Here is a 25,194-nt window from a genome sequence, read left to right on the forward strand (position 1 = left end):
ATGACCAAAACTTATTACCTACTATTACTACTACTCTTAACTTTAAACGGAATATTTGCTCAAGATTATGAATTTGGAAAGATATCCGAAGAAGAGTTGGCCTTAAAAAATCATAAACTAGATTCTTCTGCTGTAGCATCTGTTCTTTATGAAAAACAAAATTCTACTATTGAATATAAAGATGGACTCGGATTTGTATTGGTTACTTATATTCAAAAAAGGGTAAAAATATTTGATGAGAAAGGATTTGGTTATGGAGTAGCCAAAGTTTATTTGTATACAGGCGGAACAGATGAAGAAAATTTATCAAGTTTAAGAGGGTATACCTATAATTTAGAAGATGGAAAAATCAAGGAATCTAAACTATCAAGAGATGCCATTTTTAAGAATGATGAATCCAGATATTGGAAGAGTCAAACTTTTACTTTTCCAGATATAAAAGAAGGGAGTATCATAGAGTATAAGTATACTATTACATCGCCTTACGTTTCTAATATTCAAACGGTAAATATACAAAAAGAAGTTCCTGTGGATTTTATAGAAGCTACTTATGAATTTCCAGAGTATTACTATTTTAAGCCTGTAGTAAAGGGGTATTTAGATATAGGATTGAAAACTAGTTCTGGTAGTGAATCTGTAAATTATATGAATAAACAAAGATCGGGAGGTACTTCTGCTTACGATCAAGTAAGAACTAGCTATCAAAGTGGCAAAATAGATTACTTAGTTAATATAAGTTCTATAAGTCTTACAGATATTCCTAGCATGAAAGATGAGCCATTTGTAAATAATATAGATAATTATAGAGCAAGTTTAGATTATGAATTGTCTTATATTAAATATCCTAATTCTTCAATAGAAAGTTATAGCACCACATGGGAGGATGTTACAAAGAAAATATATGAGGATCCAGATTTTGGTACAGAATTAAAAAAGACAGGTTATTTTGAGGATGAAATAGATCAACTCATTAATCAAACATCTAATGTAAAAGATAAAATGGCATTAGTCTTTGAGTTTGTAAAGAATAAAATGTCATGGAATGGTGTTTACGGTTATACATGTAATGATGGGGTGAGAAATGCTTATAAAGATAATACAGGTAATGTAGCTGAGATTAATTTAATGTTTACAGCAATGCTTCAATATTCTGGGATAGAAGCATATCCAGTTTTAGTTAGTACACGTTCAAATGGAATCCCACTTTTTCCAACACGTGAAGGCTTTAACTATGTAATTACTGCAGCCGTTGTTGGAGAGGATGTAATCTTGTTGGACGCTACAAGTAAATACTCAAAACCTAATTTATTGCCAACTAGAGCTTTAAATTGGAATGGAAGGTTGATAAAAAAAGGGGGAGAATCTTTGAAAGTAGATTTGGCTCCTCATACAATTTCTAATGAAATGGTTTTTATGAATGTGGAATTAAATGATGATGGTTCGGTAAAAGGTAAAGTAAGAGGACAATATTTAGATTATAATGCCTATAATTATAGAGTGAAAAATGATCAAAAGAGCAAGGATGATTTAATAAAAAGTATTGAAGATACGTATTTGGGGGTTGAGATAGATGAATACGAAGTTAAAAACCAATATGATGTTAATAAACCACTTATTGAACAATATAGTTTTTATAAAGAAAATGCCTATGATCAAATTGCAGATAAGATATATGTTTCGCCATTGTTTTTCTTTACACAATTAGAAAACCCATTTAAATTAGAAAAAAGAGAGTTTCCAATTGATTTTTCTTATCCTCATAAAGAAAAATATGCTATTAATATTGCTATACCAGAAGGTTATAAGGTTGAATCGTTGCCAGAGTCAACAAAGTTAGTTTTACCAGACGGAATAGGTAGTTTTTCTTATATGGCTGGAACAAGTACAGGCAATTTGCAACTTAGTGTTGAATTAGAAATTTCATCAGCAATTGTTCCATCGCTTTATTATGATTCAATAAAGCAGTATTTTAGCAAAATAATTGAAAAAGAATCAGAAAAAGTAGTATTAAGTCAAAGTTAATAATGGACATAAAAAACGCACAACTCGAAGTTGATAAATGGATAAAAGAGCATGGAGTTCGCTATTTTAATGAACTTACCAATATGGCGCAACTTACAGAGGAAGTAGGAGAAGTAGCTCGTATTATTGCACGTAGATATGGAGAACAAAGCGAGAAAGAAAGCGATAAAAATAAAGATTTAGGTGAAGAACTTGCCGATGTTGTTTTTGTAGTTTTGTGCTTAGCAAACCAAACAGGAATCGACTTACAAGCTTCTTTTGATAAAAAAATGGGCATTAAAACAGAGCGTGACCACGATAGACACCATAATAACCAAAAATTGAAATAATTTATTTCATCAATAAAAACCATCAGAAATTTTATAATAGTGAACTTACTTTTATCTTCCAATCAGCATAACATACATCAACATATAACCATAACAGGTTCTAAAAGTGAAAGTAATAGAGCATTGCTTTTACAGGCCTTATATCCAACTATTAGTATTGAGAATTTATCAAATTCTGATGATTCTCAAGTAATGCAAAAAGGACTTCAGGTACATAACGGAACGGTAGATATTCATCATGCGGGTACTGCTATGCGTTTTTTAACTGCTTTTTTTGCAACCCAAGAAGGAAGAGATGTAGTTTTAACAGGGTCTCAACGAATGACCGAACGCCCTATAAAGATTTTGGTAGACGCACTTGGTCAATTAGGAGCCGATATTACTTATGAAAAAAATGAGGGGTATCCGCCATTAAAAATTAAAGGAAAAAAAATTACAAAGCACCAGGTTTCATTGGCTGCCAATGTAAGTAGTCAGTATATTTCTGCTTTGTTATTAGTAGCACCAACTTTAGAAAACGGATTGGAGCTTACTTTAGAGGGTAAAATTACTTCTGTTCCATACATTAAAATGACCTTGGCTTTGCTTGAAGAAATTGGGGTTTCAACCAGTTTTAATGGCAATGTTATCTCTGTTAATCCACTTGCTAAAATATCAGAAAAAACATTGGTGGTAGAATCCGATTGGAGTTCGGCTTCTTACTTTTATAGTATTGCTTCATTGGTAGAAGTAGGTTCGGAAATTTCTATTGCGAGTTATAAGGCTACAAGTTTGCAAGGAGATAGTGTCTTACAAGAAATTTATAAGCAATTTGGTGTAGAAACTTCTTTTAATAAAAATGTTGTTAAACTTAAAAAAGTAAAAGAAATTCCGCAGGAAACAGTTATAAATATAGATTTGGCAAATGCTCCAGATATTGCACAGACAATAGCGGTAAGTTGTTTTGGATTAGGATTAAAATGTGAGCTTTCTGGACTTCATACCTTAAAAATTAAAGAAACAGATAGATTGGAAGCCTTAAAAACAGAACTAACCAAGCTAGGAGCAAACATTTTTGTAACCGATAAAGAACTGTTTTTGGAACCATCAGAAATTATAAAAGAAAAAATAGCAATAGATACTTACAATGATCATAGAATGGCAATGGCATTTGCGCCATTAGCATTAAGAGTTCCAATTGTAATTAACGATGCCGAAGTGGTTTCTAAATCATATCCAGATTTTTGGAAAGACATGGAATCTCTTAAAATTAAGGTTCAAGGTTAAAAATCTATAAAAAACTATTAGTGTCCGAGTAAAAATGTAATTCCGCTTCACTATAAGAACAAAGAACAGATATTAACTATCGTAAAATAAGTAGTCTAAAAGAAATAATATTGCTAAAATCCTCTTTATATTCATTTTTATTAATATAAGAGAGCTATTTTGAAAACCTCATTTTAACCGTGATATAAGTGGAGTCCAATAAATTTTGTTAACTTTTATCGGACAATAATAAAAAAAAAGAGTCTTTTTTTAGTTTTTGAAGAGCTAATTCCTTGAAAACAAGAAATAATTGTCGATTTACTTGACAACCCCTATCTCCATATTGTATATTTGCAGCTCGCAAAAATGCGATGGTTGGAATTTAGTATTTAAAAAATAAGAATTCCTTATAATTCATAACAGATTTGAATCTAAAAGAATACGTTTAAATTAATTGCCGATTTTTCTATAATCAATGTAGGTGTAGGATGTCGGTTTTTTATTTGTGCTCTTTAGACTTCTGAAAAAAAGATAAATATTTACAGATGAAATTATCACATTTTAATTTTGAACTTCCTAAAGAATTATTAGCAGAATATCCTTCGGAGCACAGAGATGAATCTCGTTTAATGGTGCTTCATAGAAAAGAGCAAAAAATTGAACACAAAATGTTTAAGGATTTGATCGATTATTTTGATGAAGGAGATGTAATGGTACTTAATAATACCAAAGTTTTCCCTGCTAGATTATTTGGGAACAAAGAAAAAACAGGAGCTCGTATTGAGGTTTTTCTCTTAAGAGAATTGAATGAAGAGCAACGTCTTTGGGATGTTTTAGTGGATCCTGCTAGAAAAATTAGAATTGGGAACAAACTTTATTTTGGAGATGATGAGAGTTTAGTTGCTGAGGTTATAGATAATACAACATCTAGAGGAAGAACGCTTCGTTTTTTATATGATGGATCTTATGAAGAGTTCAGAAAAAAATTAAACGATTTAGGAGAAACTCCACTTCCAAAGTACATCAAAAGAGAAGTTGAAGAAACAGACGAGGAGCGTTACCAAACTATTTATGCAAAAACAGAAGGGGCTGTTGCAGCGCCAACTGCGGGACTTCACTTTTCTAAACATTTATTAAAGCGTTTAGAAATTAAAGGAATTGATTTTGCTGAACTTACTTTGCATGTTGGTTTAGGAACTTTTAACCCAGTGGAGGTTGAAGATCTTTCTAAGCATAAAATGGATAGCGAAGAACTATTTATTAATGATAAAGCAGTAGAAATTGTAAATAGTGCTAAAAAGAACAAACGTAAAGTGTGTGCTATTGGTACCACTGCAATGCGTGGATTGGAAAGTTCGGTTTCTTCAGACCTTAAATTAAATCCATATGAAGGATGGACTAATAAATTTATCTTCCCTCCATACGATTTTAGTATTGCAAACTGTATGGTAACAAACTTCCATACACCAAAGTCTACTTTATTAATGATGATTTCTGCTTTTGCAGGTCATGATTTTGTAATGAAAGCATATAAAGAAGCCATCAAAGAAGGATATAAATTCTATTCTTACGGAGATGCTATGCTTATTTTATAATTAAAGATTAGTATCTAAAAAAGTCCTGTTTTTTATTGAGCAGGACTTTTTTGCGTTTTTAATTCCTCATTGAGGGTTTTATTTCCCAGAGCCTGTTCTGAGTATATCGAAGTGTTCTACGTCGAAATGGATTATATTATTTTTCCTTTTGAATACCTCATAGGCTTGCCTCGAGGTAGTTGATTGGGACACTTTATTAACGCTATTCAGCTTCTTTTCTAGAAGTAGCTACTTTGATTGTTGTAAAACCTTCTATGAGGGTTTATTAGTAATAAATTATAATCAAAACGTATCTTTGCACCTATGCAAGCAGCAAAAAAAGACATACGCGCACTAACAAAAGAACAACTTAGAGATTTTTTCGTTTCTCAAGGAGATAAAGCTTTTCGTGGTAATCAGGTTTATGAGTGGTTATGGGGAAAAGCAGCATACTCTTTTGAGGCCATGACAAATATTTCTATGGAAACTAGAAAGATGTTAGAAGATAACTTTGTTATTAACCATATCAAAGTGGATCAAATGCAGCGCAGTAATGATGGTACTATAAAAAATGCAGTGCGTCTTCATGATGATTTAATTGTAGAATCGGTTTTAATTCCTACAGCTTCTAGAACTACAGCTTGCGTTTCTAGTCAGGTTGGATGTAGTTTAGACTGTAAATTTTGTGCTACTGCTAAGTTAAAACGGATGCGAAATCTAAATCCTGATGAAATTTATGATCAAGTAGTAGCAATTGATAATGAAAGTAGGTTGTATTTTGATAAACCACTTTCTAATATTGTTTTTATGGGAATGGGAGAACCGCTCATGAATTACAATAATGTATTAGCTGCTATTGAAAAAATAACTTCCCCAGAGGGTTTAGGAATGTCTCCACGGAGAATTACAGTATCTACTTCTGGAGTGCCAAAAATGATTAAAAAAATGGCAGATACCGAAGTGAAGTTTAAATTGGCAGTGTCATTACATTCTGCAATAGATGAGGTTAGAACTTCAATAATGCCGTTTAATGCAACTTTTCCGTTAGCCGATTTAAGAGAGGCATTACAATATTGGTACGATAAAACTAAAAGTAGAATTACCTATGAATATGTAGTTTGGAGAGGAATAAACGACACCCGTAAGGATGCAGATGCCTTAGTTAAATTTTGCAAGTTTGCGCCTTCTAAAGTAAATATTATAGAGTACAATCCAATTGGAGATGAAGTTTTTAATCAGGCCGATACTAGTGCAATAGAAATGTATCAGCAAATATTAGAACGGAACGGAATTACAGTCACCGTTAGACGCTCTCGAGGCAAGGATATTGATGCGGCATGCGGGCAACTAGCCAATAAATCGTAATTGATATAGTCTTTAAAAATTCTTAAATTGTAGAAACTAACTCTATAGTCATGCAATTACAAATAGGAGAATTAAAAATTATTGACAATGCACTTCATATAAATGACGGACAAAAACGCCAATATATATTTCTGAAAATAGTATTGTCTTTGGGATTAATAAACGGAACTCTTAATTTATACCATTATTTTAAAGGAGAAACACATTATAGTTTTTTACTTATTGTAATTGGGCTTATTTGTGCTTTTGCATTGATTTGGATTTTTCAATTCTCCAATAAAGAGATTATAGCTTTTGAAGAAATAAAAAAGGTAAAGCTTAAGAAGCTATTAAAACGAAAATCTTTTATTATTTATTTAAAATCTGGACGAAAAAGAGAAATTCTCCTTCCAAAATATAAAACAGACTCCCAAGAATTAATTTCTATATTTAGAGATAGAGGTTTTCTTCAAAAATAAAGAGGAGGTTTTTATAACTTCATTATCTTTATGCTCTTTATGAAGGTAGTAGAACAAATTAAAGAACCTATACGTGCCGAGATGGAACTTTTTGAAAAAAAGTTCCATGAATCGATGTCTTCCAAAGTAGCTTTACTTAATCGGATTACTTATTATATAGTAAATCGAAAGGGAAAGCAAATGCGACCAATGTTTGTTTTTTTGGTTGCCAAAATGGTTTCTGGAGGAAAAGTAAACGAGCGCACTTACCGTGGAGCAAGTGTTATTGAACTTATTCATACCGCCACCTTAGTGCATGATGATGTGGTGGACGATAGCAATCGGAGACGAGGTTTCTTTTCTATCAATGCCCTTTGGAAAAATAAAATTGCCGTTTTGGTGGGAGATTACCTGCTTTCAAAAGGTTTATTACTTTCTATAGATAATGAAGATTTTGATTTGCTTAAAATCATTTCAGTAGCAGTTCGAGAAATGAGCGAAGGGGAGTTACTTCAAATAGAAAAAGCACGACGTTTAGATATTACAGAAGAGGTTTATTACGAGATTATCCGACAAAAAACAGCCACATTAATAGCAGCCTGTTGTAGTTTGGGGGCTTGTTCTGTAAAACCTCAATCCGAAGAAGTTGAGCAGATGCGAAAATTTGGAGAGCTTATAGGAATGGCTTTTCAGATAAAAGACGATTTGTTTGATTATACAGATGGCCCTATTGGAAAACCTACTGGTATAGATATAAAAGAGCAAAAAATGACCTTGCCTCTAATTTATAGCTTGAATAATGCTAGTAAAGAGGAGAAAAAATGGCTTATTAATTCTGTAAAGAAATATAATAAAGACAAAAAGCGTGTTCAAGAAGTTATTGCTTTTGTGAAAGAAAAAGGAGGTTTGCAATATGCTGAAGAGAAAATGATTTCTTTCCAAAAAGAAGCACTTTTACTACTGTCCAACTTTCCAGACTCCGTTTACAAAGATTCATTAGAGTTAATGGTGAATTATGTAATAGAAAGGAAAAAGTAGAATTACTTATTCTCTAAGTAAACTGTTGGGTGTTGAAATAGTATAAAAGAATATAATTATAATTGATAACCAATAGTATGTATTTTCTTATAACTTTTTAGCAAGGAGTTTTTTTTAAGGGAGAAAGATAAGTGCTATTGTGTTTATATATATGTTGCGCATAATATTGACAAACAAAACGCTAAATGAAAAAAACTATATTCTTAATTGGAATATTTCTGCTAATCGGACTTAAAATCAATGCGCAGGAATTGACTTGTGAAGACTTTAAACTCGGACAATTTTATATTCCCGAATCACCTGAAATGGCAAAATATACAATCGTTAAAAATGACAGCATTTCGGAATTTTCGCCCGAAAGAGACAAAACGATAAAAAAATATATTGTAATACGAGAAAAAGGAACTCAAATAGAATGGAAAAACGGAATTGGAAACGGAAATCCTGAATATGAAATAATTGAGTGGATTGACGACTGTACTTACCGACTGACTTACGATTCTTCAAAATCCGAATTGGACGAAGGAAAAAAATGGGTAAATGATAATAACGGAATTATTGTCTCGAAAACAAAAATTGAAAATAAGTGTCTGTATTATACAGCAACGATGACTACAAACGAAGGACAAAAAATTTCGCAAGACGGAATAATATGCAAGGAATAAAAATACTATGACAACAACGGTAACCGTTGCACAACTCTAAATTTATAAGAAAAGAGGATTATCCTAAATTTTAATAATAGGTAAGTTGGTGTTTTCTAAGCATATGTTATTTTAAAGAACTGCTTTTAATTAGAAATTTGGTTAAAAAAGAGCTTGTGCAACAGCCACAATGTATAACCGCAATTGCTTCGGAAAATCCTCGCGAACACCAAACATTCGTGACTTTTAACTAAATTAGTATCCTAAACCAACGCAACTGACAGTTATACAAAACCGTTGTACAACAGTTTTAAAAAATTCACGTAAAAATTGAATGATAGAATTAAATTTGTAACTTTGATATTATGGATTTAAGTTTAGAAAATAAAAAAATCGAGTTAATTCAATGGTTGTCAACATTAAACGATAAGTCTTTGATTGATAAACTGATGGAGTTAAGAGAAAAAGAAAAAACTGATTGGTGGAACGAAATTTCAGCGGACGAAAGAGAATCTATTGAGAAAGGAATTCAAGATGCTGACAACGGAAAATTGACTTCTCACTCAACCGTTAAAGGGATTTATGAAAAGTGGTTATAAAATACTGTGGACTGACCACGAAATATCTGAACTTAAAGAAACTATTGAATACCTTGAAACCAATTGGACTGAAAAAGAATTAAGAAAGTTTACTGCAAAATTAGATCACACAATCGAACTGATTTCAAAAATGCCTGAAATTTTTCTTGAATCAATCGAAATAAAAGAATATCCAAAAAGCTGTCGTTGAAAAGAACAACAATCTATACTATAGAATCAATAAAAATACAATTGAGATTGTTTCTTTATTTTCAAATAGAAAGAATTCAAATAAGAAAAAACTATAAAACCGTTGCACAAGCCATTAATTTTATAAAAACAAGATAGATTTAAGCCCTTTTAAGGGCTTTTATTTTACAATCTAATTAAGTTGTATGTTAAAATTAGGGAGCTTTAAACAGCATAGAATATGTTTTTGAAGGGCTTTTAAAAAAGAATACGAGACTTTATCTGACTTATTTCTCCACTATTAAATGGGTATGTTTGGTAAATTAGTATATTAGATTTGTATAACAAGAGCCGTATGATGGGAGACTATCACATACGGTTCCTTTAGATTTGAAATAAGAAACAATCTATAATTATATTATTGATATTGTTGAAAAGAGGGGGTCTGGGGGAGACTAATAACTTATTAAAATTGTTCATATTTTTATCAGGAAGAGTGGGGTGAACTTTGTACGGTTCTAGAGCTTAAATCTCTAATCACAGTATTAGTCCCCGCTTTTTTATTCACGGTTACAAAGGACCAGATAGAATACTAATTAGTAATAATTACTAAAGGTTTTAGTCAAAGTAACCATTAATTTAAAAATTTGAAATATGGAAATTTTAGAAACCCTTGGTGTTGATATCAGCAAAAAAGTAATCGATACCCATCTTCACAAAGAAAACCTATTTCAGCAATTTGAAAACAATAAAAAAGGTTTTAAGCAAATGGTTAAGTGGTTAGAAAAGAGTAGTAAAGTCCCTACGGAAAACCTTTTGTTCGCTATGGAACATACTGGGATATACTGTCACAGTATATCTCTCTTTCTGTTTGAAGAAAACTTTAATTATGTGATATTGCCTGGCTTGGAAATTAAACAATCCATGGGAATGACCAGAGGGAAAAATGACAAAGCAGATGCTAAAAGAATAGCTCTTTATGCCTATGAAAAACGGGATCGGCTAAAATCTAATATTCCAAGTTCTGAGAGCATTGTTAAATTAAAACGCTTGTTCTCGCTACGTGAACGCATGGTAAAACAAAGAGCTGGCTACAAAATGAGTTTAAAGGAGCAATCGGAAATACTGTCAAAAAGTAAAAATAAACTACTTCTAAAAATTCAGAAAAGACTTATTAAATGTCTCACTAAAGAAATAGATATTCTTGAAACAGAAATAGAAACTATTATTTCGGAAGACGACAATCTTAAATTCCAGTATGATTTAATAGTCACCATTAAAGGTGTAGGTAAACAAACTGCACTTTATATGATAGTATTTACAGAGGGTTTTAGAAAGTTTGACAGTTGGAGGAAATTTGCTTCTTATTGCGGTATAGCTCCTTTTCCTAATACCTCTGGTTCAAGTATAAGAGGAAGAACCAAAGTAAGCCATTTAGCAAATAAAAAATTGAAGAGCTTGTTGGATTTATGTGCTAAATCTTCTATCCAATACAACGAAGAGATGAAATTATATTACCAGAAAAGAATCGCCTTGGGAAAAAACAAGATGTCTACAATAAATATTATCAGGAATAAAATACTGGCTAGAATCTTTGCTGTTATTAACAGAAAATCCCCTTATGTAGATTTAATGAAATATGCAGCATAAACTAATTAAAAAATATGAAATATAATTTGTTTTAGTCATAGAATACTGTGAGAGGCTCGGGTGAAAATCCCCCTGTCTACTCGACCACAACAACTTTGCCCACAATTTGACAAAAACCGAAATGAAAATTAAACTACTACTTCTTTCTCTAATTGTATCGAGCGGAATTTATGCTCAAAATGACAGTATCCAAAAAGAAAGATATGAAGTAATAAAGGCACTCTACAAAAACGGAAAACCGACTTTGGACAAACATTTTCTTCAGTATTTAGGCATTGGAAATTTAATTAGCAATCCTGAAATGATTGACAACTTACTCGGACATTGCATTGATATGGAAAAAAGAGAAACTTACTCATTCTCTGAAATAGTAAGTTCGGAGGAAATCTCAAAAATGCGTGACCAAATAGATTGGTATAATTATTATCGAACTATTGACTCGACAATGGTTTCTGACAATTTTAAAATTGTGGCTGACTTGGAGAATACAATTCCAGCAATTACTCTTCCGCTAATTTATAATGATAAAGCAATAGTGTATTTGACTAATAAAAAAAATGAAGAAACATTATTTGTATTGGTAAAGAAAAATAACGAATGGATTGTCAGGTGTAGAAAAAATGTATACTTACGATTTGACGACTGATAAATACTATGGGTAACATTGGTAACCGTTGCACAACTCTAAATTTATAAGAAAAGAGGATTATCCTAAATTTTAATAATAGGTAAGTTGTTGTTTTCTAGGCATATGTTGTTTTAAAGAACTGCTTTTAATTTGAAAATTGGTTAAAAGAAAGCTTGTGCAACAGCCACGCGGTATAAAAAACAATGTTTTAGCTTACGTAGACTTGAAAGTAAATCGCTTTCTAATGCCCTGTACTAAACTTTAGCCGCAATGATGAAAATTCAAGAGCGGAGTTATTTTCTTGTGCTGACAAAAATGAATTTCACCTCGAAAATAATTTCACCTATTTCTACTTAATAATTATCAATTTTCAAAATAAAGGAGTAGCCCTACTATTTTTAAAAATTGACGATAAGTATTTACCTGCCTTATAATATTCAATCTTTATTCTTATTTCTTGTAGTGAAGCGGTCTTTTATTTTTCCTAACTTTTTTCTTAAATTCCTGACAAATTTTTTGATATAAATCTTATCTATCATCCTTAGGGATAATTACAATGGCCTCAGCATGAATAAAACATCTTCAATATTACTTTGAGAGAATAATTACTTACTTTTGATTCCCACTTTTTCCAGTGGGAATTGTTATTTTTATAAAAAGGCATTAAGATTTTGATTGCAAAAGAAACCATAGATAAAGTTTTTGATGCTTCCCGAGTAGAGGAAGTTATTGGCGATTTCGTTCAGTTAAAAAGATCAGGGTCAAATTATAAAGGTTTAAGTCCCTTTTCGGATGAGCGTACCCCTAGTTTTATGGTATCTCCAGTTAAGCAGATATGGAAAGATTTTAGTAGTGGAAAAGGAGGAAATGTTGTTGCTTTTTTAATGGAACATGAGCATTATACCTATCCAGAGGCTATTAAATATTTGGCAAAAAAATACGGAATTGAAGTTGAAGAAACCGAGCAGACTAATGAAGAAAAGGAAAAGTCTAGCGAACGGGAGAGTATGTATTTGGTGTCTGAATTTGCACAATCTTATTTTCAAAAAACATTAAAAAATTCAGAATTAGGAAAAGCAATAGGGGGTACTTATTTTAAGGAACGTGGCTTTACCAAAGAAACCATAGATAAATTCAAGCTAGGATATTCTTTAGATCAATGGGATGCTTTTACAAAAGAGGCCTTAGGAGCTGGGTATCAACTTGAATATTTGGAAAAAACTGGACTTACTATTGTTAAGGAGAAAGAGGGATCTGATGATAAGAGGATGTTCGACCGCTTTAAAGGGCGGGTTATGTTTCCTATACATTCTATGAGTGGTCGTGTTTTAGGTTTTGGAGGTCGTATTTTAACTTCTGATAAAAAAGCAGCTAAGTATCTAAATTCTCCTGAAAGTGACATTTACCATAAAAGCAAAGTGCTTTATGGAATTTACCATGCTAAACAGGCTATTGCTAAACAAGATAATTGTTTTTTAGTTGAGGGTTATACAGATGTTATTCAATTTCATCAAAGTGGAATTGAAAATGTAGTAGCCTCTAGTGGAACTGCATTAACACCAGATCAGATTCGGTTAATTAATAGGTTAACAAAAAATATAACTGTTTTATTTGATGGGGATGCAGCTGGATTACGTGCCTCGTTGAGGGGTATTGATCTTATTTTGGAGCAGGGGATGAATGTAAAAGTTTGTACCTTCCCCGAAGGTCAGGATCCCGATAGTTACGCCCGTGCCAATAGCGAGGAAGATCTAGTTTCTTTTTTAGAAGAAAATGCTACAGATTTTATCCGTTTTAAAGCTTCGTTACTTGTTAAAGATGCTCAAAACGATCCTATAAAAAAAGCGGACACTATTAGAGAAATTGTAAATAGTATTTTTAAAATCCCAGATCGGATTCAGCGTGAAATTTATGTTCAGGAATGTTCTAGAATTATGGATATTTCTGAAGATGTGCTTTATAATACCCTAGCTCAATTGGGTAATAAAGAAGTGGCAGATGCTAATAAAAAGCATAAAGAAGAGCGTAAGAAAAATAACTTTAATGTTGTTAGACCTGGAGAGGGGACTAGCTCGAAAAAAGTAAACCAGTTAAATGAACTAGAAAAATCTATTATTGGTATTTTATTATTTCATGGCGATAAAACCGAAACATTTAATGATATTGTTTTGGAAGATGATGAAAATGGAGATATGATTCAGAAAGAAATTAAAGTAGACATGAAGGTTTATGAAAAGATTTTTTTGGATTTACAAGCCGATGAAATTGAGTTTGCAAATAAAGATTTTCATGCTATTTATACAATATTAATAGAAATGTTTAACGTTGAAGGGGTATTGAAAATGGATAGTTTCCTTCAGAAATTAACATTTGAACAAAATGCATCTGTAGTAGATATTTTGATGAACGAAGAAAAGTATGCACTTTCAAACTGGGAGAGTAAAGATATTTTAGTAAAAGACAAAAGTATGTCTGTTCACTTATTAGTTTTTCAAACCATATCTATGCTCCGTTTAAAGTTATTAAATATGCTGGTAGATAGTATCCATGAAGTAATTGGAGCTAATAATAATGCAACTACAGAACAGCTAGAAGACATTAAAAACTACTGGGATTTAAGAAAAACACTGTCAGATAGATTTGGATTGGTAACCAATACTACATTTTATAGTTAAGAATCGGTCATAAAAAAAGCACTCTATCAAAGAGTGCTTTGTAGCGTAAAAAGCCTATATTTTTTAGTATAATTCTAGGGCTTTAGCTTGTTGAAGCATATCGACCATATTATCTACATTTAGCTTTTTCATAAGTCTAGCTTTGTAGGTGCTTACTGTTTTTTCATTCAGTCCAAGCTCCTCTGCTACTTGCTTATTCCTTCTACCAGAAGCTAGAAGTTTTAAAACTTCGATTTCGCGAGTCGATAATTTCCTAAATAATTTTCTAGGTTTGTTTGTGCTCTCGTCAAATGCTAATCGTTGCGCAAGTTCATTTGTAATAAACATACCGCCATTAGCTACTCTTTTGATAGCATCAATTAGGGTGTCTAAAGAGGCTGTTTTAGATACATAGCCAGAAGCTCCAGCTCTTAGTGTGCTTAGGGCGTAAACGTCCTCAGCTTGTGTACTGTAAATAAGAACCTTTATATCACTTTGGTCCTTTTTAAGTCTTCGAAGGGCAGTGATACCGTTTACTTCAGGAATATCCATTTCCAATAAAATCACATCAGGATTTTTTGTTGAAAGTGCGTTGAATAATTCTGTTGTTGTACTTACACTACCAATTACTTCGGTAATTCCATTGTTGTTCAAGGCTGTCTCTAATCCTATTCTTACGATAGGGTGGTTATCAGCAACTAAAACTTTAATCATAATTGAGGTATTTTAAAGTTTGTTTCAAATAAGCCACAACAAATTTTCTCGTAGATAATATACGTCATATGAGCTTGGGGGATTTTACTCTATTTGTAAGTAAATATAGTAAAAATTAGTCTTATAATCAAGTATAGGAAAAAACTTTCTTAAAAATATTTATTTTTTTAATTCCGCAGGGATTATACACACTGGGATTGGATCCATTTTGTGCTTATTTGCTCGGTTTAAGCGAGTATAGATTTCCATGACTATTTTCTCTCTATTGTCGAAATCTTTTGTTGATTTTCCTTTTTCAGTCTGTTCCATTGCCCATTCCAATTCTGGGTAAGATGCTCCTATTTGGTCTTCGTCAGTTCTATTGTCTCCCCATAAACCATCAGTAGGAGCTGCTTTTTGTATGTCTTGATTAATGCCAAGGACTTTTGCTATTTCATATACTTCTGTCTTTAATAGGTCGGCAATCGGACTTAAATCTACTCCGCCATCACCATATTTTGTGTAGAAACCAACCCCAAAATCCTCCACTTTATTTCCAGTGCCAGCTACTAAATATTTTTCTAGGGCAGCAAAATAATATAAAGAGGTCATTCGTAAACGAGCTCTAGTGTTTGCTAAAGCCATAAAACGCTCCTCTTCACTCTCTACTTTTGGGAAAGAAGCTACTAAACTATCAAAAACAGTAGTTAGATTAACTTGTTTGGTGTCCACATTAGAATAATTTTTTTGTAACCAACTAATGTGGTTTAAAGCACGACTTACTTGGTTTTCGGCTTGATGGATAGCCATTTCTAAGCATAAAACATCCAATCCAGTTTTAGCGCATAAGGTAGAGGTAACTGCAGAGTCAATTCCTCCAGAAATTCCAATAACAAAACCATTCATTTTTGCATTGGTAGCATAATCCTTAAGCCAATCTACAATATGAGTTATTACTTTTTCTGTATTCATAATTTGTGTGTATAATGGGTTATTAAAAAGTAAGTGTAAAGAAAAATGTAATTTGTGTACCTTAAAAATTTAGGTGTAATTTTACATTCGGTTAACTTTGCAAACAAATGTAACAGATTCTTAAATTTTTAAAAAACGAAAAGACTAAAGGTTTTAAAATATTGTGTATGAGTAAATTTTTGTGCTTACTTCTTGTTATATTGTTAATTGCATGCTCCAATGAGGCGAAAGTTGAAAGGGAGGTAGCTAAAATAGATTTGAATGTAAAAATTGATAGATTCGATAAGGCTTTTGCAAATGCTAGTCCGTTAACGCTTCCCGATTTAAAAAATAAATATCCTTATTTGTTTCCAAAATCTTATAACGATAGTATTTGGGTGCAAAGAATGAACGATTCTTTGCAGAGGGATATGTATGCTGAGATTCAGAAAAAATTTAAAAATTTTGAAGATAATTCCTCTGAGATAAAATCGGTTTTTCAGCATGTTACTTATTATTTTAACGACTTTAAATCGCCTAAAATTATTACTGTAATCTCAGATGTGGATTACAAGAACAGGGTTATTTATGCTGATAGTTTGTTGCTCTTAGGCTTAGATAATTATTTAGGAGCTACACATAGGTATTATGGCGGAATTCAAGAGTATTTAAAGAAAAATTTTGAAGCTTCCAAAATTCCTGTAGATATAGCAAGAACCATTGCTAGGAGTAAGGTAAAGGCGCCAAGTAATAGAAGTTTTTTAGCACAATTAATTTATTACGGAAAGCTGTATTATCTTTTAGATTTGTTTTATCCTTCAGCAGAGAAAGAGAGTGTTATTGGATATAATGAGTCTGAATATAATTGGGCGTTGGCTAATGAAAATTATATTTGGCGGTATTTTATAGAGAAAGAATTGCTTTTTTCTACGGATGCAAAACTGGGAGAACGCTTTATAAATCCAGCTCCATTCTCTAAATTTTATTTAGAATTAGACAATGAATCTCCTGGAAGAATAGGGCAATTTATAGGATGGCAAATTGTAAATTCCTATATGCAAAATAATGAAGTATCTTTGCAGCAAATGCTGAACACTTCAGCAGAAGAAATTTTTAATAAATCAAAATATAAACCTGAAAAGTAATGGCTAAAACACATAGCTCAGATATAAAATTACATATTGAACTTGACGAAAATAAAGTTCCTGAAAAACTAAATTGGACAGCAAAAGATGGTGGAATTGAAAATGAAAAAGCAAAAGCTTTTTTACTCTCAGTTTGGGATAGCGAGCAGCAAGAAACGTTAAAAATAGATCTGTGGACAAAAGATATGCCTGTGGATGAAATGAAGAAATTTATGCATCAAACATTAGTTTCTTTGAGTGATACTTACCAACGGGCCACACAAGATGAGAAAATGACAGCTACGATGCGCGACTTTTGCGATTATTTTGCAGAAAAACTAGAACTCAAAAAATAATATAAAATACTATATTTTTTATGCCTCGATTTATATCGGGGCATTTTTTTTAGAGACATAAAAAAACTTTTGTCCATGCTGTAACAAAAAATCTTGCTGTTCGTCTGTAAAGTATAATCAACGTAATTCTAAACTAGAGCATAAAAAAACATTAATGTCCGAGTAAAAATACAAGACCGCTTCGCTGTAAGAGAAAAGAACAAAGAATAAATCTTAACTATTACAAAATGAGTAGCTTAAAGAAACAACATTACTAAACTCCTCTTTTTATTCATTTTTCTTAATAGTAAGGGGGCTATTTTAAAAACCTCTATTAACCCTTGATATATGTGGAATGCAATAAACGCGGTCTGCTTTTATCGGACAACAATAAAAAAAATAAACAGATGAAAAAAGTTTTAATTATTGCAGTTGTAGCTACATTCTTTGCTTCATGTGGGGCGTCTACTCCTTATGATTCCTTTAGAAAAGAAAATAAAGAAGATATTGCCTTTTCTTTAAGTGCGTCTAATTTTTTAGTAAATATGTTTGTAGATGATGACGATTTTAAAGAGTTGAATCAAGTGGTAAGTGGGATATCTCGTTACCGTGTATTGGTGGGAGCAGAAGTTGGGACAGAAAATCTAGAGCGTAAATTTAATAAATTTGTAAGTCAAAAAGGCTATGAGTCTTTAATGTTTGTAAATAGTGATGGTGCTAGAGTTGGACTGTATTATTTTGAAAAACGAAATAAAATTAAAGAGGTAATTATGAAGGTTAAAGACGATAAAGACTTCGTAATTATTAGTGCTGAAGGAAATATTAAAATTAAAGATATAGACGGATTAATGAATAAGGCAATTGTAAAATTGAATTAAAAATTAAGCGTTATTGTACTCTTTATTTATTTGATCGATATATTCTAAAAGTTCATCTTTTCCTGTGCCAGACGTAGAAGAAGTGATAAAATAATTAGGAGCTTCTTCCCAAACATCTGCTATTAAAACGTCTAAGTATTTCTTAACGTCACGTTCAATGGCTTTTGGCTTTAACTTGTCGGCTTTTGTAAATATTATAGAAAACGGGATTTGATGTTCTCCGAGCCATTGCATAAATTCCATGTCTATTTTTTGTGGATCATGCCGGATATCTATCAATACAAAGGCAGAGACTAATTGCTGTCTTTCTTCAAAATATTTAGTGATAAATTTCTGAAATGTACTCTTTACTTTTTTAGAAACTTTTGCGTATCCATAACCAGGTAAATCTACTAAAAACCAATTTTCATTTATTTTAAAATGGTTAATAAGTTGTGTTTTCCCAGGTCTTCCAGAGGTTTTAGCTAAGCTCTTACGCTCAGTGAGCATGTTAATGAGAGAAGATTTTCCTACATTAGACCGACCAATAAACGCATACTCAGGAAGCGGTTCATTAGGACATTTTTTTACATCCGAATTACTCATTACAAAAGTGGCGGATTTAATGTGCATGGTCTTCTTTTTGTTGTTTATAAACTTCTCTTTTTAAGCCATTCATCTAAAATAGCATTAAAATCATTTGGGTGCTCCATCATTGGTGCGTGTCCGCATTTCTCAATCCAAAATAAATCTGAATCTGGAAGTAGTTCGTGGAACTCTTTGGCAACTGTTGGAGGAGTAACGGAGTCGTTTTCTCCCCAAATTATACAAGTAGGTGTGTGCATATGAGGTAAGTCTTTCGCCATATTATGACGAATAGCACTCTTAGCAATTGCTAATGTTTTTATTAACTTATGTCGGTCGTTTACCGTTGCAAATACTTCATCTACAATTTCTTTAGTTGCAACAGCAGGATCGTAGAAAACATCTTCGCTTTTTTTCTTTATAAACTCATAATCCCCACGTTTTGGATAGCCGTCTCCCATTGCATTTTCATACAAGCCAGAGCTTCCAGTAATAACTAAAGCTTTTACTTTTTGTGGGTATAATTTAGTGTGTAAAAGACCGATATGTCCTCCTAAGGAGTTTCCTAATAAGATAACTTCTTCTAAACCTTTGAACTCTATAAATTTCTCTACGTAATTTGCAAAACTCTTTACATTAGTCTTTAATAAAGACATGCTGTAGATCGGTAATTCAGGAATTAATACTTTGTATCCTCTTTTAGAAAAATAGTTGGCAACATCACTAAAATTGCTCAATCCACCCATTAATCCGTGTAAAACTATCATGGGGGTTCCTTCTCCAACTTCTAAATAAGTAAATTTACCTTCCTTCTTTAAATCGTGTGCCATTAAGGGGTTGTTACATTTCTTTGGAAACAAATATAGGCATTTCGAATTTATAAAAAACGATTTCTCTTCAATGCTAATATTTGAACTTTAATAAACCGCAAAATTAAGCTTTTTCTCAAGCAAAATCTCAGTCGTGAGGTTATTAACAATTTTATAACTATTGGATTTGCTGCTATTTAAGCGATAACGACATGAATTTATTAACAAAGTGGTAAAAAGTGACAAAAAGTGGTAAAAAGTGGTAAATAATTCTCTATATTTGAAAAGTTAACAGTAAAAACGGATTGGGGTGATTCAGTTTTCAGAAGAGTATGAGTGTAAGGCAGATAGCAAAGGACGGATTATGGTCCCTGCTACTTTGCGCGCTAAATTAGCTCCTGTTTTGCAGGACGGTTTGGTGTTAAAACGCTCTATTTTTCAAAAATGCCTCGAAATTTATACCATGGCCGCTTGGGAGAAAGAAATGAAGCAAGTGGGAAAATTAAATCGTTTTGTTAAGAAAAATAATGACTTCATTCGTCAGTTTACTGCTGGAGTTCGTGTAGTGGAAATCGATGCAAGCGGAAGGCTTTCTATTCCTAAAAACTTAATGTCGTTTGCAAATATTGCAAAAGAAGTGGTGCTTTCGGAGTCTATTGATAGAATTGAAGTGTGGGATAAACAGAAATATTATGATGTGCTTGATGAAGGTGCAGATTCTTTTTCTGATTTAGCTGAGGATGTAATGGGTGGTTTTGAATTAAATGATGACGAAGATGGAGTATCATAATCCAGTATTGTTGAAGGAGACCGTGGAGGGTTTGAATATTAAAGAAGATGGGGTGTATGTTGACGTTACTTTTGGTGGCGGTGGGCATTCCAAAGAGATATTAAGAAGATTAGGGCCTAACGGAAGATTGATAGCTTTTGATCAAGATGAGGATGCGGTGAATAACGCTCTGCAAGATGAAAGGTTTACGTTGATTGAAGAGAATTTTAGGTTTATTAAACGTTTTTTGAAATTCTATGGAATAAAAGAAGTTGACGGTATTTTAGGCGATTTCGGAGTTTCTTCGCATCAATTTGATGTGGCTGAACGTGGTTTTTCTACACGTTTTGATGCTGATTTAGATATGCGAATGAGTAAGAAAAATCCGATTTCTGCTTTTGAGGTGGTGAATGATTATGATGAAGGGCAGCTTAAAAGTGTGTTGGGTTTGTATGGAGAGCTTCGTAATGCTGGTTCTTTAGCAAAAGCTATTGTAGAGAAAAGAGCGGAGGCGCCAATAAAAACTTCCGAAGAGTTAAAAACTGCACTTAGAAAGTTTTTGCCACAATATAAAGAGCATAAAATATTAGCGCAGATTTATCAGGCTATTAGAATAGAGGTAAATCAGGAGGTGGAAGTTTTGAGAGAATTTTTAGAACAAACTCCTGAGTTGTTAAAACAAGGCGGAAGGTTAAGCTTGATAAGTTATCATTCTTTAGAAGATAGATTGGTAAAAAGGTTTATAAGAAGTGGAAAGTTTGAAGGAGAGCCTGAAAAAGATTTTTATGGAAATATTGAAGTTCCATTAAAAAAAGTAGGGGGTTTAATAACTCCTACTTCAGAAGAAATAAAAGAGAATAATAGAGCGCGTAGCGCAAAGTTGAGGATAGCAGAAAAGTTGTAAGCGTATTATGAAGAAAGGGATTTTAGATTTATTGAAAGGTAGATTTTTAGTTAGTGAGGACTCGGTTAAAAACTGGAGGTTTATACTTTTTATATCCATTTTGGCTGTAATAATGATTTCTAGCGCGCATCATGCAGATAAAAAAGTGCATGAGTTAGCAAAAATTAATAATGAAGTTTTAGAATTAAGGAGTGAGTTTGTAGATGTAAGAACTAAAGTGCAGCAAGTAAAATTAGAATCTAATGTAACAAGTCAAGTAGCCGCATCGGGATTGAGACCCTCGTTAATTCCGCCAAAAAAAATAATGGTCGCCAAAAAAAAATAAATTATGCCAATAACTGATAAAAACATATTAAGCCGTTTGTACTTCGTTGCCGGGTGTATGTTTTTCTTCGCTTTGGCTGTAGTGGTAAAACTTGTTACCATTCAGATGGTTGATGGAGAAAAATACAGAGCTTTGGCGGAGCAGCGTACCATTAAGAATTTTACAATTGAACCAAAAAGAGGGAATTTGTATTCGGATGATGGGAGTTTGTTAGCTACTTCTGTAACGAAATATGATATTCGTTTTGATGCAATTACTCCGCAACATAAAGTTTTTGAACAGCATATAAAACCACTTTCCGATTCTTTATCTAAAGTGTTGGGGAGGTCTTCTTCGTATTATCAGAATTTACTTCGTAAAGCAAGAGTTAATAAAAATAGGTATTTGCTAATTGCTAAGGATTTGGGGTATACGGAGTATGTGAGAATTAAAAGTTTCCCACTTTTTAATTTAGGGCCTTATAAAGGAGGGGTAATTGTAGAGCAAGAAACTAAAAGAGAATATCCTTTGGGAGGAATGGCGCATCGTAGCGTGGGTTACGAGCGAGTAGATGATAAAGGCTATTATACAAGAGTTGGTTTGGAAGGGGCTTTTGGAAGTTATTTACGAGGAACAGAAGGGCATCGATTAAAGCAAAAAATAGCAAAAGGACAATGGAAACCCATTACAGATTATAATGAGGTGGAGCCAAAAGATGGGTATGATGTGGTGTCAACCATTAATGTTAATATTCAGGATATTGCGCATCATGCATTGTTAACTCAGTTAGAGAAATATAATGCAGATCATGGTTCTGTTGTGGTTATGGAAGTAGCTACTGGAGAAATAAAAGCGATTTCAAATTTAGGGAGAACAAAAGGAGGGAATTACTACGAGCGATTAAATTATGCTGTAGGAGAATCTCATGAGCCAGGTTCTACATTTAAATTGATGTCGATGATTGCGGCGCTTGAAGATAAAGCGGTAGATACTAGTGATGTTGTTGACACTGAAAATGGGATAATTTCTTTCTATGGAAAAAAAGTACGCGATTCTAAAAGAGGGGGGTATGGAAAAATAACAGTATCTGAAGTTTTGGAACGCTCCTCCAATGTAGGAATCGTAAAAATTATAGATAATTATTATAAGAATCAGCCTGAAAAATTTGTTAATCGCCTATATAATATGGGACTTAATGAAAAATTAGGAATGTCTATAAAGGGAGAAGGAGCGCCAATTATTCCACATCCGAATGATAAAAGTAGATGGAGTGGAATTGCTTTGCAATGGATGGCTTATGGTTACGGAGTTTCACTAACACCTTTACAAACACTTACTTTTTATAATGCAGTGGCAAATGGTGGGGAAATGGTAAAACCACGATTAATAAAAGAGGTTAGGGAATGGGATAAGGTAATTTATAAGTTTGATAAAGACGTTATTAATCCTTCTGTCTGTTCAAAAGAAACTATTTCTAAAGTTCAGGCTATGCTTAAAAATGTGGTTGAAGATAAGCACGGTACAGGACATAGGTTGTACTCTCCTAATTTTTCCATGGCAGGAAAAACAGGGACTGCTCAAAAGGATTATGCGGACAAAAGTAAGATGAATTATATCTCAAGTTTTGTAGGGTATTTTCCAGCTGATGAGCCTAAATATTCTTGCATCGTAGTAATTCATAATCCTGATAAAAGTGTTGGGTATTACGGAGCAGATGTTTCTGGGCCTGTGTTTAAAAGTGTTGCTCAGAAAATATATACCAATTCGCCATTAATAGATACAATTGAAGAATTGGATAACGAGAGTGAGCAAACAGAAAAAGACTACAAAGCTTATTATGCGAAAGTGAAGAAGCGAAACGAAATAATTCCAAATGTAGAAGGGATGAGTGGAATGGATGCTATTTCTATTTTAGAAAACTTAGGCGTTCGAGTAAAAGTTGAAGGAGATGGAATAGGGAAAGTTAAAAGTCAGTCTATAAAAAGTGGACAAAAAATAGAGTCGAATCAAACAATCGTATTGCAGTTGTCATGATGTTATTAAAAGACATATTGTATAAAGTTAGTATCAACGCAGTGGCTGGTAACACGGTTGCTTTTGTTAATGATATTCATTTTGATTCGCGAAAAGTATCGTTGGATGATGTGTTTGTTGCAATTCCTGGAACTGTAGTAGATGGACATGATTATATTACAAAGGCGGTGGAATCTGGGGCTATTGCAGTAATTTGTGAGAAGCTTCCTGCGCAATTGGTTAATGGAATTACCTATGTAGAAGTTGAAAATGCCCATAAGGCTTTGGCTATTATGGCTTCAAATTTTTATAAAAATCCTTCTGAAAATTTAAAATTAGTAGGAGTAACAGGAACCAATGGAAAAACCACAGTAACCACACTCTTGTATAATTTGTTTAAAAAGGCCGGTTATAAAGTAGGGTTATTGTCTACCGTAAAAGTTATGGTGGGGGCTAAAGAGTATCCAGCAACGCATACTACACCAGATTCTTTAACAATAAATAAGTATTTAAAGTTGATGAATGATGAAGGAGTTGAGTTTTGCTTTATGGAAGTGAGCTCTCACGGAATTCATCAACAGCGTACGGCCGGATTACATTTTGCAGGGGGCGTATTTACAAACCTTAGTCACGATCATTTAGATTATCATAAAACATTTGCGGAGTATAGAGATACTAAAAAAGTATTTTTTGATGAACTCCCAAAATCGGCATTTGCATTGGTGAATGTGGACGATAAAAATGGATCGGTAATGATTCAGAATACCAAAGCTAAGAAAGTGAGTTACGCTTTAAAGTCGTATGCCGATTATAAAGCACAGATTCTAGAAAATCAGTTTACAGGGTTATTACTGAAGGTGAATGATAATGAAGTCTGGTCAAGATTAATAGGAAGTTTTAATGCTTATAATTTGCTGGCTGTTTATGCGGTGGCAGATCTTTTTGAATTAGGAACAATTGAAACGCTTCAGTATTTGAGTGAATTAGAAAGTGTAGGAGGGCGTTTTCAGTATTTTATTTCAGAAGAAAAAATTACAGCAATAGTGGATTATGCGCATACTCCAGATGCTTTGAAAAATGTTTTGGAAACTATAAACACCATCCGTACAGGAAATGAGAATTTAATAACAGTTGTTGGTTGTGGTGGAGATAGAGATAAGACAAAGCGACCAGTAATGGCAAATATTGCTTCAACTCTTAGCACAAAAGCCATTTTTACTTCGGATAATCCACGTACGGAAGATCCGAAAAAAATTATAGAAGAAATGGAGGCAGGAGTAGAGCCACAAAATTATAATAAAACCATTTCTATTGAAGATAGAAAGCAAGCCATAAAAACAGCTTGTCAATTTGCAACATCAAATGATATTATTCTAATTGCTGGAAAAGGTCACGAAACCTATCAGGAGGTAAATGGAGTTAAAAATGATTTTGATGATTTGAAAGTTGTAAAAGAATTATTGATAAACGTAAAAAAATAATGCAGTCGACTCCAAA

25 protein-coding genes are annotated in these 25,194 nt (G+C 32.7%); 21 read left to right on the top strand and 4 right to left on the bottom strand.

All coding sequences use genetic code 11. From position 1 onward, the window contains the following. The 13 genes from AC13CQ_RS02640 to dnaG all read left to right on the top strand — a co-directional run bounded on the left by AC13CQ_RS02640 (nt 1) and on the right by dnaG (nt 14,374). Entirely contained in the window at nt 1-2,022 is a 2,022-nt protein-coding gene (locus AC13CQ_RS02640; RefSeq protein WP_335588528.1) for a DUF3857 domain-containing protein, read from the top strand. A 2-nt stretch (nt 2,023-2,024) separates the two neighbouring features. After that, entirely contained in the window at nt 2,025-2,351 is a 327-nt protein-coding gene (locus tag AC13CQ_RS02645; RefSeq protein WP_008612352.1) for a nucleotide pyrophosphohydrolase, read from the top strand. Between the two features lie 39 nt (nt 2,352-2,390). Next, entirely contained in the window at nt 2,391-3,617 is a 1,227-nt protein-coding gene (gene aroA / locus AC13CQ_RS02650; protein WP_474507152.1) for a 3-phosphoshikimate 1-carboxyvinyltransferase, read from the top strand. Nucleotides 3,618-4,141: 524 nt separating this feature from the next. Then, the gene (gene queA, locus AC13CQ_RS02655; RefSeq protein ID WP_008612354.1) at nt 4,142-5,191 is read left to right on the top strand and encodes a tRNA preQ1(34) S-adenosylmethionine ribosyltransferase-isomerase QueA; all 1,050 of its coding nucleotides are present in this window, start codon (nt 4,142-4,144) and stop codon (nt 5,189-5,191) included. 303 nt (nt 5,192-5,494) lie between these two features. Next, nucleotides 5,495-6,535, top strand: coding sequence for a dual-specificity RNA methyltransferase RlmN (gene rlmN, locus AC13CQ_RS02660; protein WP_008612355.1), 1,041 nt, complete (start codon nt 5,495-5,497; stop codon nt 6,533-6,535). 50 nt (nt 6,536-6,585) lie between these two features. Beyond that, nucleotides 6,586-6,993 (top strand): hypothetical protein, encoded by a 408-nt coding sequence (locus AC13CQ_RS02665; RefSeq protein ID WP_008612356.1) that lies wholly within the window; start codon nt 6,586-6,588, stop codon nt 6,991-6,993. Nucleotides 6,994-7,032: 39 nt separating this feature from the next. Next, nucleotides 7,033-8,010 carry a polyprenyl synthetase family protein gene (locus AC13CQ_RS02670; protein WP_474507151.1) on the top strand — a complete coding sequence of 326 codons (978 nt, stop codon included), beginning with the start codon at nt 7,033-7,035 and terminating at the stop codon, nt 8,008-8,010. A 185-nt stretch (nt 8,011-8,195) separates the two neighbouring features. Then, the gene (locus tag AC13CQ_RS02675) at nt 8,196-8,675 is read left to right on the top strand and encodes a hypothetical protein (RefSeq protein ID WP_335588525.1); all 480 of its coding nucleotides are present in this window, start codon (nt 8,196-8,198) and stop codon (nt 8,673-8,675) included. Between the two features lie 344 nt (nt 8,676-9,019). Further along, the gene (locus AC13CQ_RS02680) at nt 9,020-9,253 is read left to right on the top strand and encodes a hypothetical protein (protein WP_335588524.1); all 234 of its coding nucleotides are present in this window, start codon (nt 9,020-9,022) and stop codon (nt 9,251-9,253) included. After that, nucleotides 9,237-9,443 (top strand): hypothetical protein, encoded by a 207-nt coding sequence (locus AC13CQ_RS02685; protein ID WP_482882697.1) that lies wholly within the window; start codon nt 9,237-9,239, stop codon nt 9,441-9,443. Before AC13CQ_RS02680 ends, AC13CQ_RS02685 begins: the two co-directional genes overlap by 17 nt. Nucleotides 9,444-10,075: 632 nt before the next feature. Next, nucleotides 10,076-11,071, top strand: a complete 996-nt coding sequence (locus AC13CQ_RS02690) for an IS110 family RNA-guided transposase (protein WP_474507869.1) — start codon at nt 10,076-10,078, stop codon at nt 11,069-11,071. Between the two features lie 121 nt (nt 11,072-11,192). Beyond that, nucleotides 11,193-11,717 (top strand): hypothetical protein, encoded by a 525-nt coding sequence (locus AC13CQ_RS02695; protein ID WP_474507868.1) that lies wholly within the window; start codon nt 11,193-11,195, stop codon nt 11,715-11,717. A gap of 653 nt (nt 11,718-12,370) precedes the next feature. Next, nucleotides 12,371-14,374, top strand: coding sequence for a DNA primase (gene dnaG, locus AC13CQ_RS02700; RefSeq protein WP_335588522.1), 2,004 nt, complete (start codon nt 12,371-12,373; stop codon nt 14,372-14,374). Nucleotides 14,375-14,437: 63 nt separating this feature from the next. On the opposite strand, the gene AC13CQ_RS02705 is transcribed toward dnaG, so the two are convergent. Together AC13CQ_RS02705 and nadE are read right to left on the bottom strand one after the other, a co-directional pair. Then, on the bottom strand, nt 14,438-15,067 hold the full coding sequence (locus AC13CQ_RS02705; RefSeq protein ID WP_008612366.1) for a response regulator: 630 nt from the start codon (nt 15,065-15,067) through the stop codon (nt 14,438-14,440). 159 nt (nt 15,068-15,226) lie between these two features. Then, nucleotides 15,227-16,018: an NAD(+) synthase gene (gene nadE / locus AC13CQ_RS02710; protein ID WP_474506970.1), complete on the bottom strand. Its 792-nt coding sequence runs from the start codon at nt 16,016-16,018 to the stop codon at nt 15,227-15,229. 167 nt (nt 16,019-16,185) lie between these two features. On the opposite strand from nadE, the gene gldB reads away from it, so the two are divergent. From gldB to AC13CQ_RS02725, 3 genes are all read left to right on the top strand, one after another. Continuing rightward, the gene (gene gldB, locus AC13CQ_RS02715) at nt 16,186-17,142 is read left to right on the top strand and encodes a gliding motility lipoprotein GldB (protein WP_474506969.1); all 957 of its coding nucleotides are present in this window, start codon (nt 16,186-16,188) and stop codon (nt 17,140-17,142) included. Beyond that, entirely contained in the window at nt 17,142-17,477 is a 336-nt protein-coding gene (gene gldC / locus AC13CQ_RS02720; protein ID WP_008612372.1) for a gliding motility protein GldC, read from the top strand. Before gldB ends, gldC begins: the two co-directional genes overlap by 1 nt. A 386-nt stretch (nt 17,478-17,863) precedes the next feature. Next, on the top strand, nt 17,864-18,334 hold the full coding sequence (locus AC13CQ_RS02725) for a DUF4252 domain-containing protein (protein ID WP_008612373.1): 471 nt from the start codon (nt 17,864-17,866) through the stop codon (nt 18,332-18,334). A 3-nt stretch (nt 18,335-18,337) separates the two neighbouring features. Here the strand turns inward: AC13CQ_RS02725 and yihA are convergent, their stop codons facing one another. Further along, entirely contained in the window at nt 18,338-18,946 is a 609-nt protein-coding gene (gene yihA / locus AC13CQ_RS02730) for a ribosome biogenesis GTP-binding protein YihA/YsxC (protein WP_008612374.1), read from the bottom strand. Nucleotides 18,947-18,963: 17 nt separating this feature from the next. After that, entirely contained in the window at nt 18,964-19,728 is a 765-nt protein-coding gene (locus tag AC13CQ_RS02735) for an alpha/beta fold hydrolase (protein WP_008612375.1), read from the bottom strand. A gap of 289 nt (nt 19,729-20,017) precedes the next feature. Here AC13CQ_RS02735 and mraZ point away from each other — a divergent pair, with 289 nt between their 5' ends. Genes mraZ through AC13CQ_RS02760 form a run of 5 tightly spaced genes read left to right on the top strand, consistent with a single transcriptional unit; the run spans nt 20,018 to nt 25,178 of the window. Beyond that, nucleotides 20,018-20,497 carry a division/cell wall cluster transcriptional repressor MraZ gene (gene mraZ / locus AC13CQ_RS02740; protein WP_008612377.1) on the top strand — a complete coding sequence of 160 codons (480 nt, stop codon included), beginning with the start codon at nt 20,018-20,020 and terminating at the stop codon, nt 20,495-20,497. After that, nucleotides 20,484-21,380 carry a 16S rRNA (cytosine(1402)-N(4))-methyltransferase RsmH gene (rsmH, locus tag AC13CQ_RS02745; protein ID WP_008612379.1) on the top strand — a complete coding sequence of 299 codons (897 nt, stop codon included), beginning with the start codon at nt 20,484-20,486 and terminating at the stop codon, nt 21,378-21,380. Before mraZ ends, rsmH begins: the two co-directional genes overlap by 14 nt. A gap of 7 nt (nt 21,381-21,387) precedes the next feature. Further along, nucleotides 21,388-21,705 (top strand): FtsL-like putative cell division protein, encoded by a 318-nt coding sequence (locus AC13CQ_RS02750; RefSeq protein WP_008612381.1) that lies wholly within the window; start codon nt 21,388-21,390, stop codon nt 21,703-21,705. 3 nt (nt 21,706-21,708) lie between these two features. Continuing rightward, nucleotides 21,709-23,718 (top strand): penicillin-binding protein, encoded by a 2,010-nt coding sequence (locus AC13CQ_RS02755; protein ID WP_474506968.1) that lies wholly within the window; start codon nt 21,709-21,711, stop codon nt 23,716-23,718. Continuing rightward, nucleotides 23,715-25,178 (top strand): UDP-N-acetylmuramoyl-L-alanyl-D-glutamate--2,6-diaminopimelate ligase, encoded by a 1,464-nt coding sequence (locus tag AC13CQ_RS02760; RefSeq protein WP_008612383.1) that lies wholly within the window; start codon nt 23,715-23,717, stop codon nt 25,176-25,178. Before AC13CQ_RS02755 ends, AC13CQ_RS02760 begins: the two co-directional genes overlap by 4 nt. Nucleotides 25,179-25,194: the final 16 nt, after the last annotated feature.

The sequence above is a fragment of the Galbibacter sp. L-19 genome, from assembly GCF_056857615.1.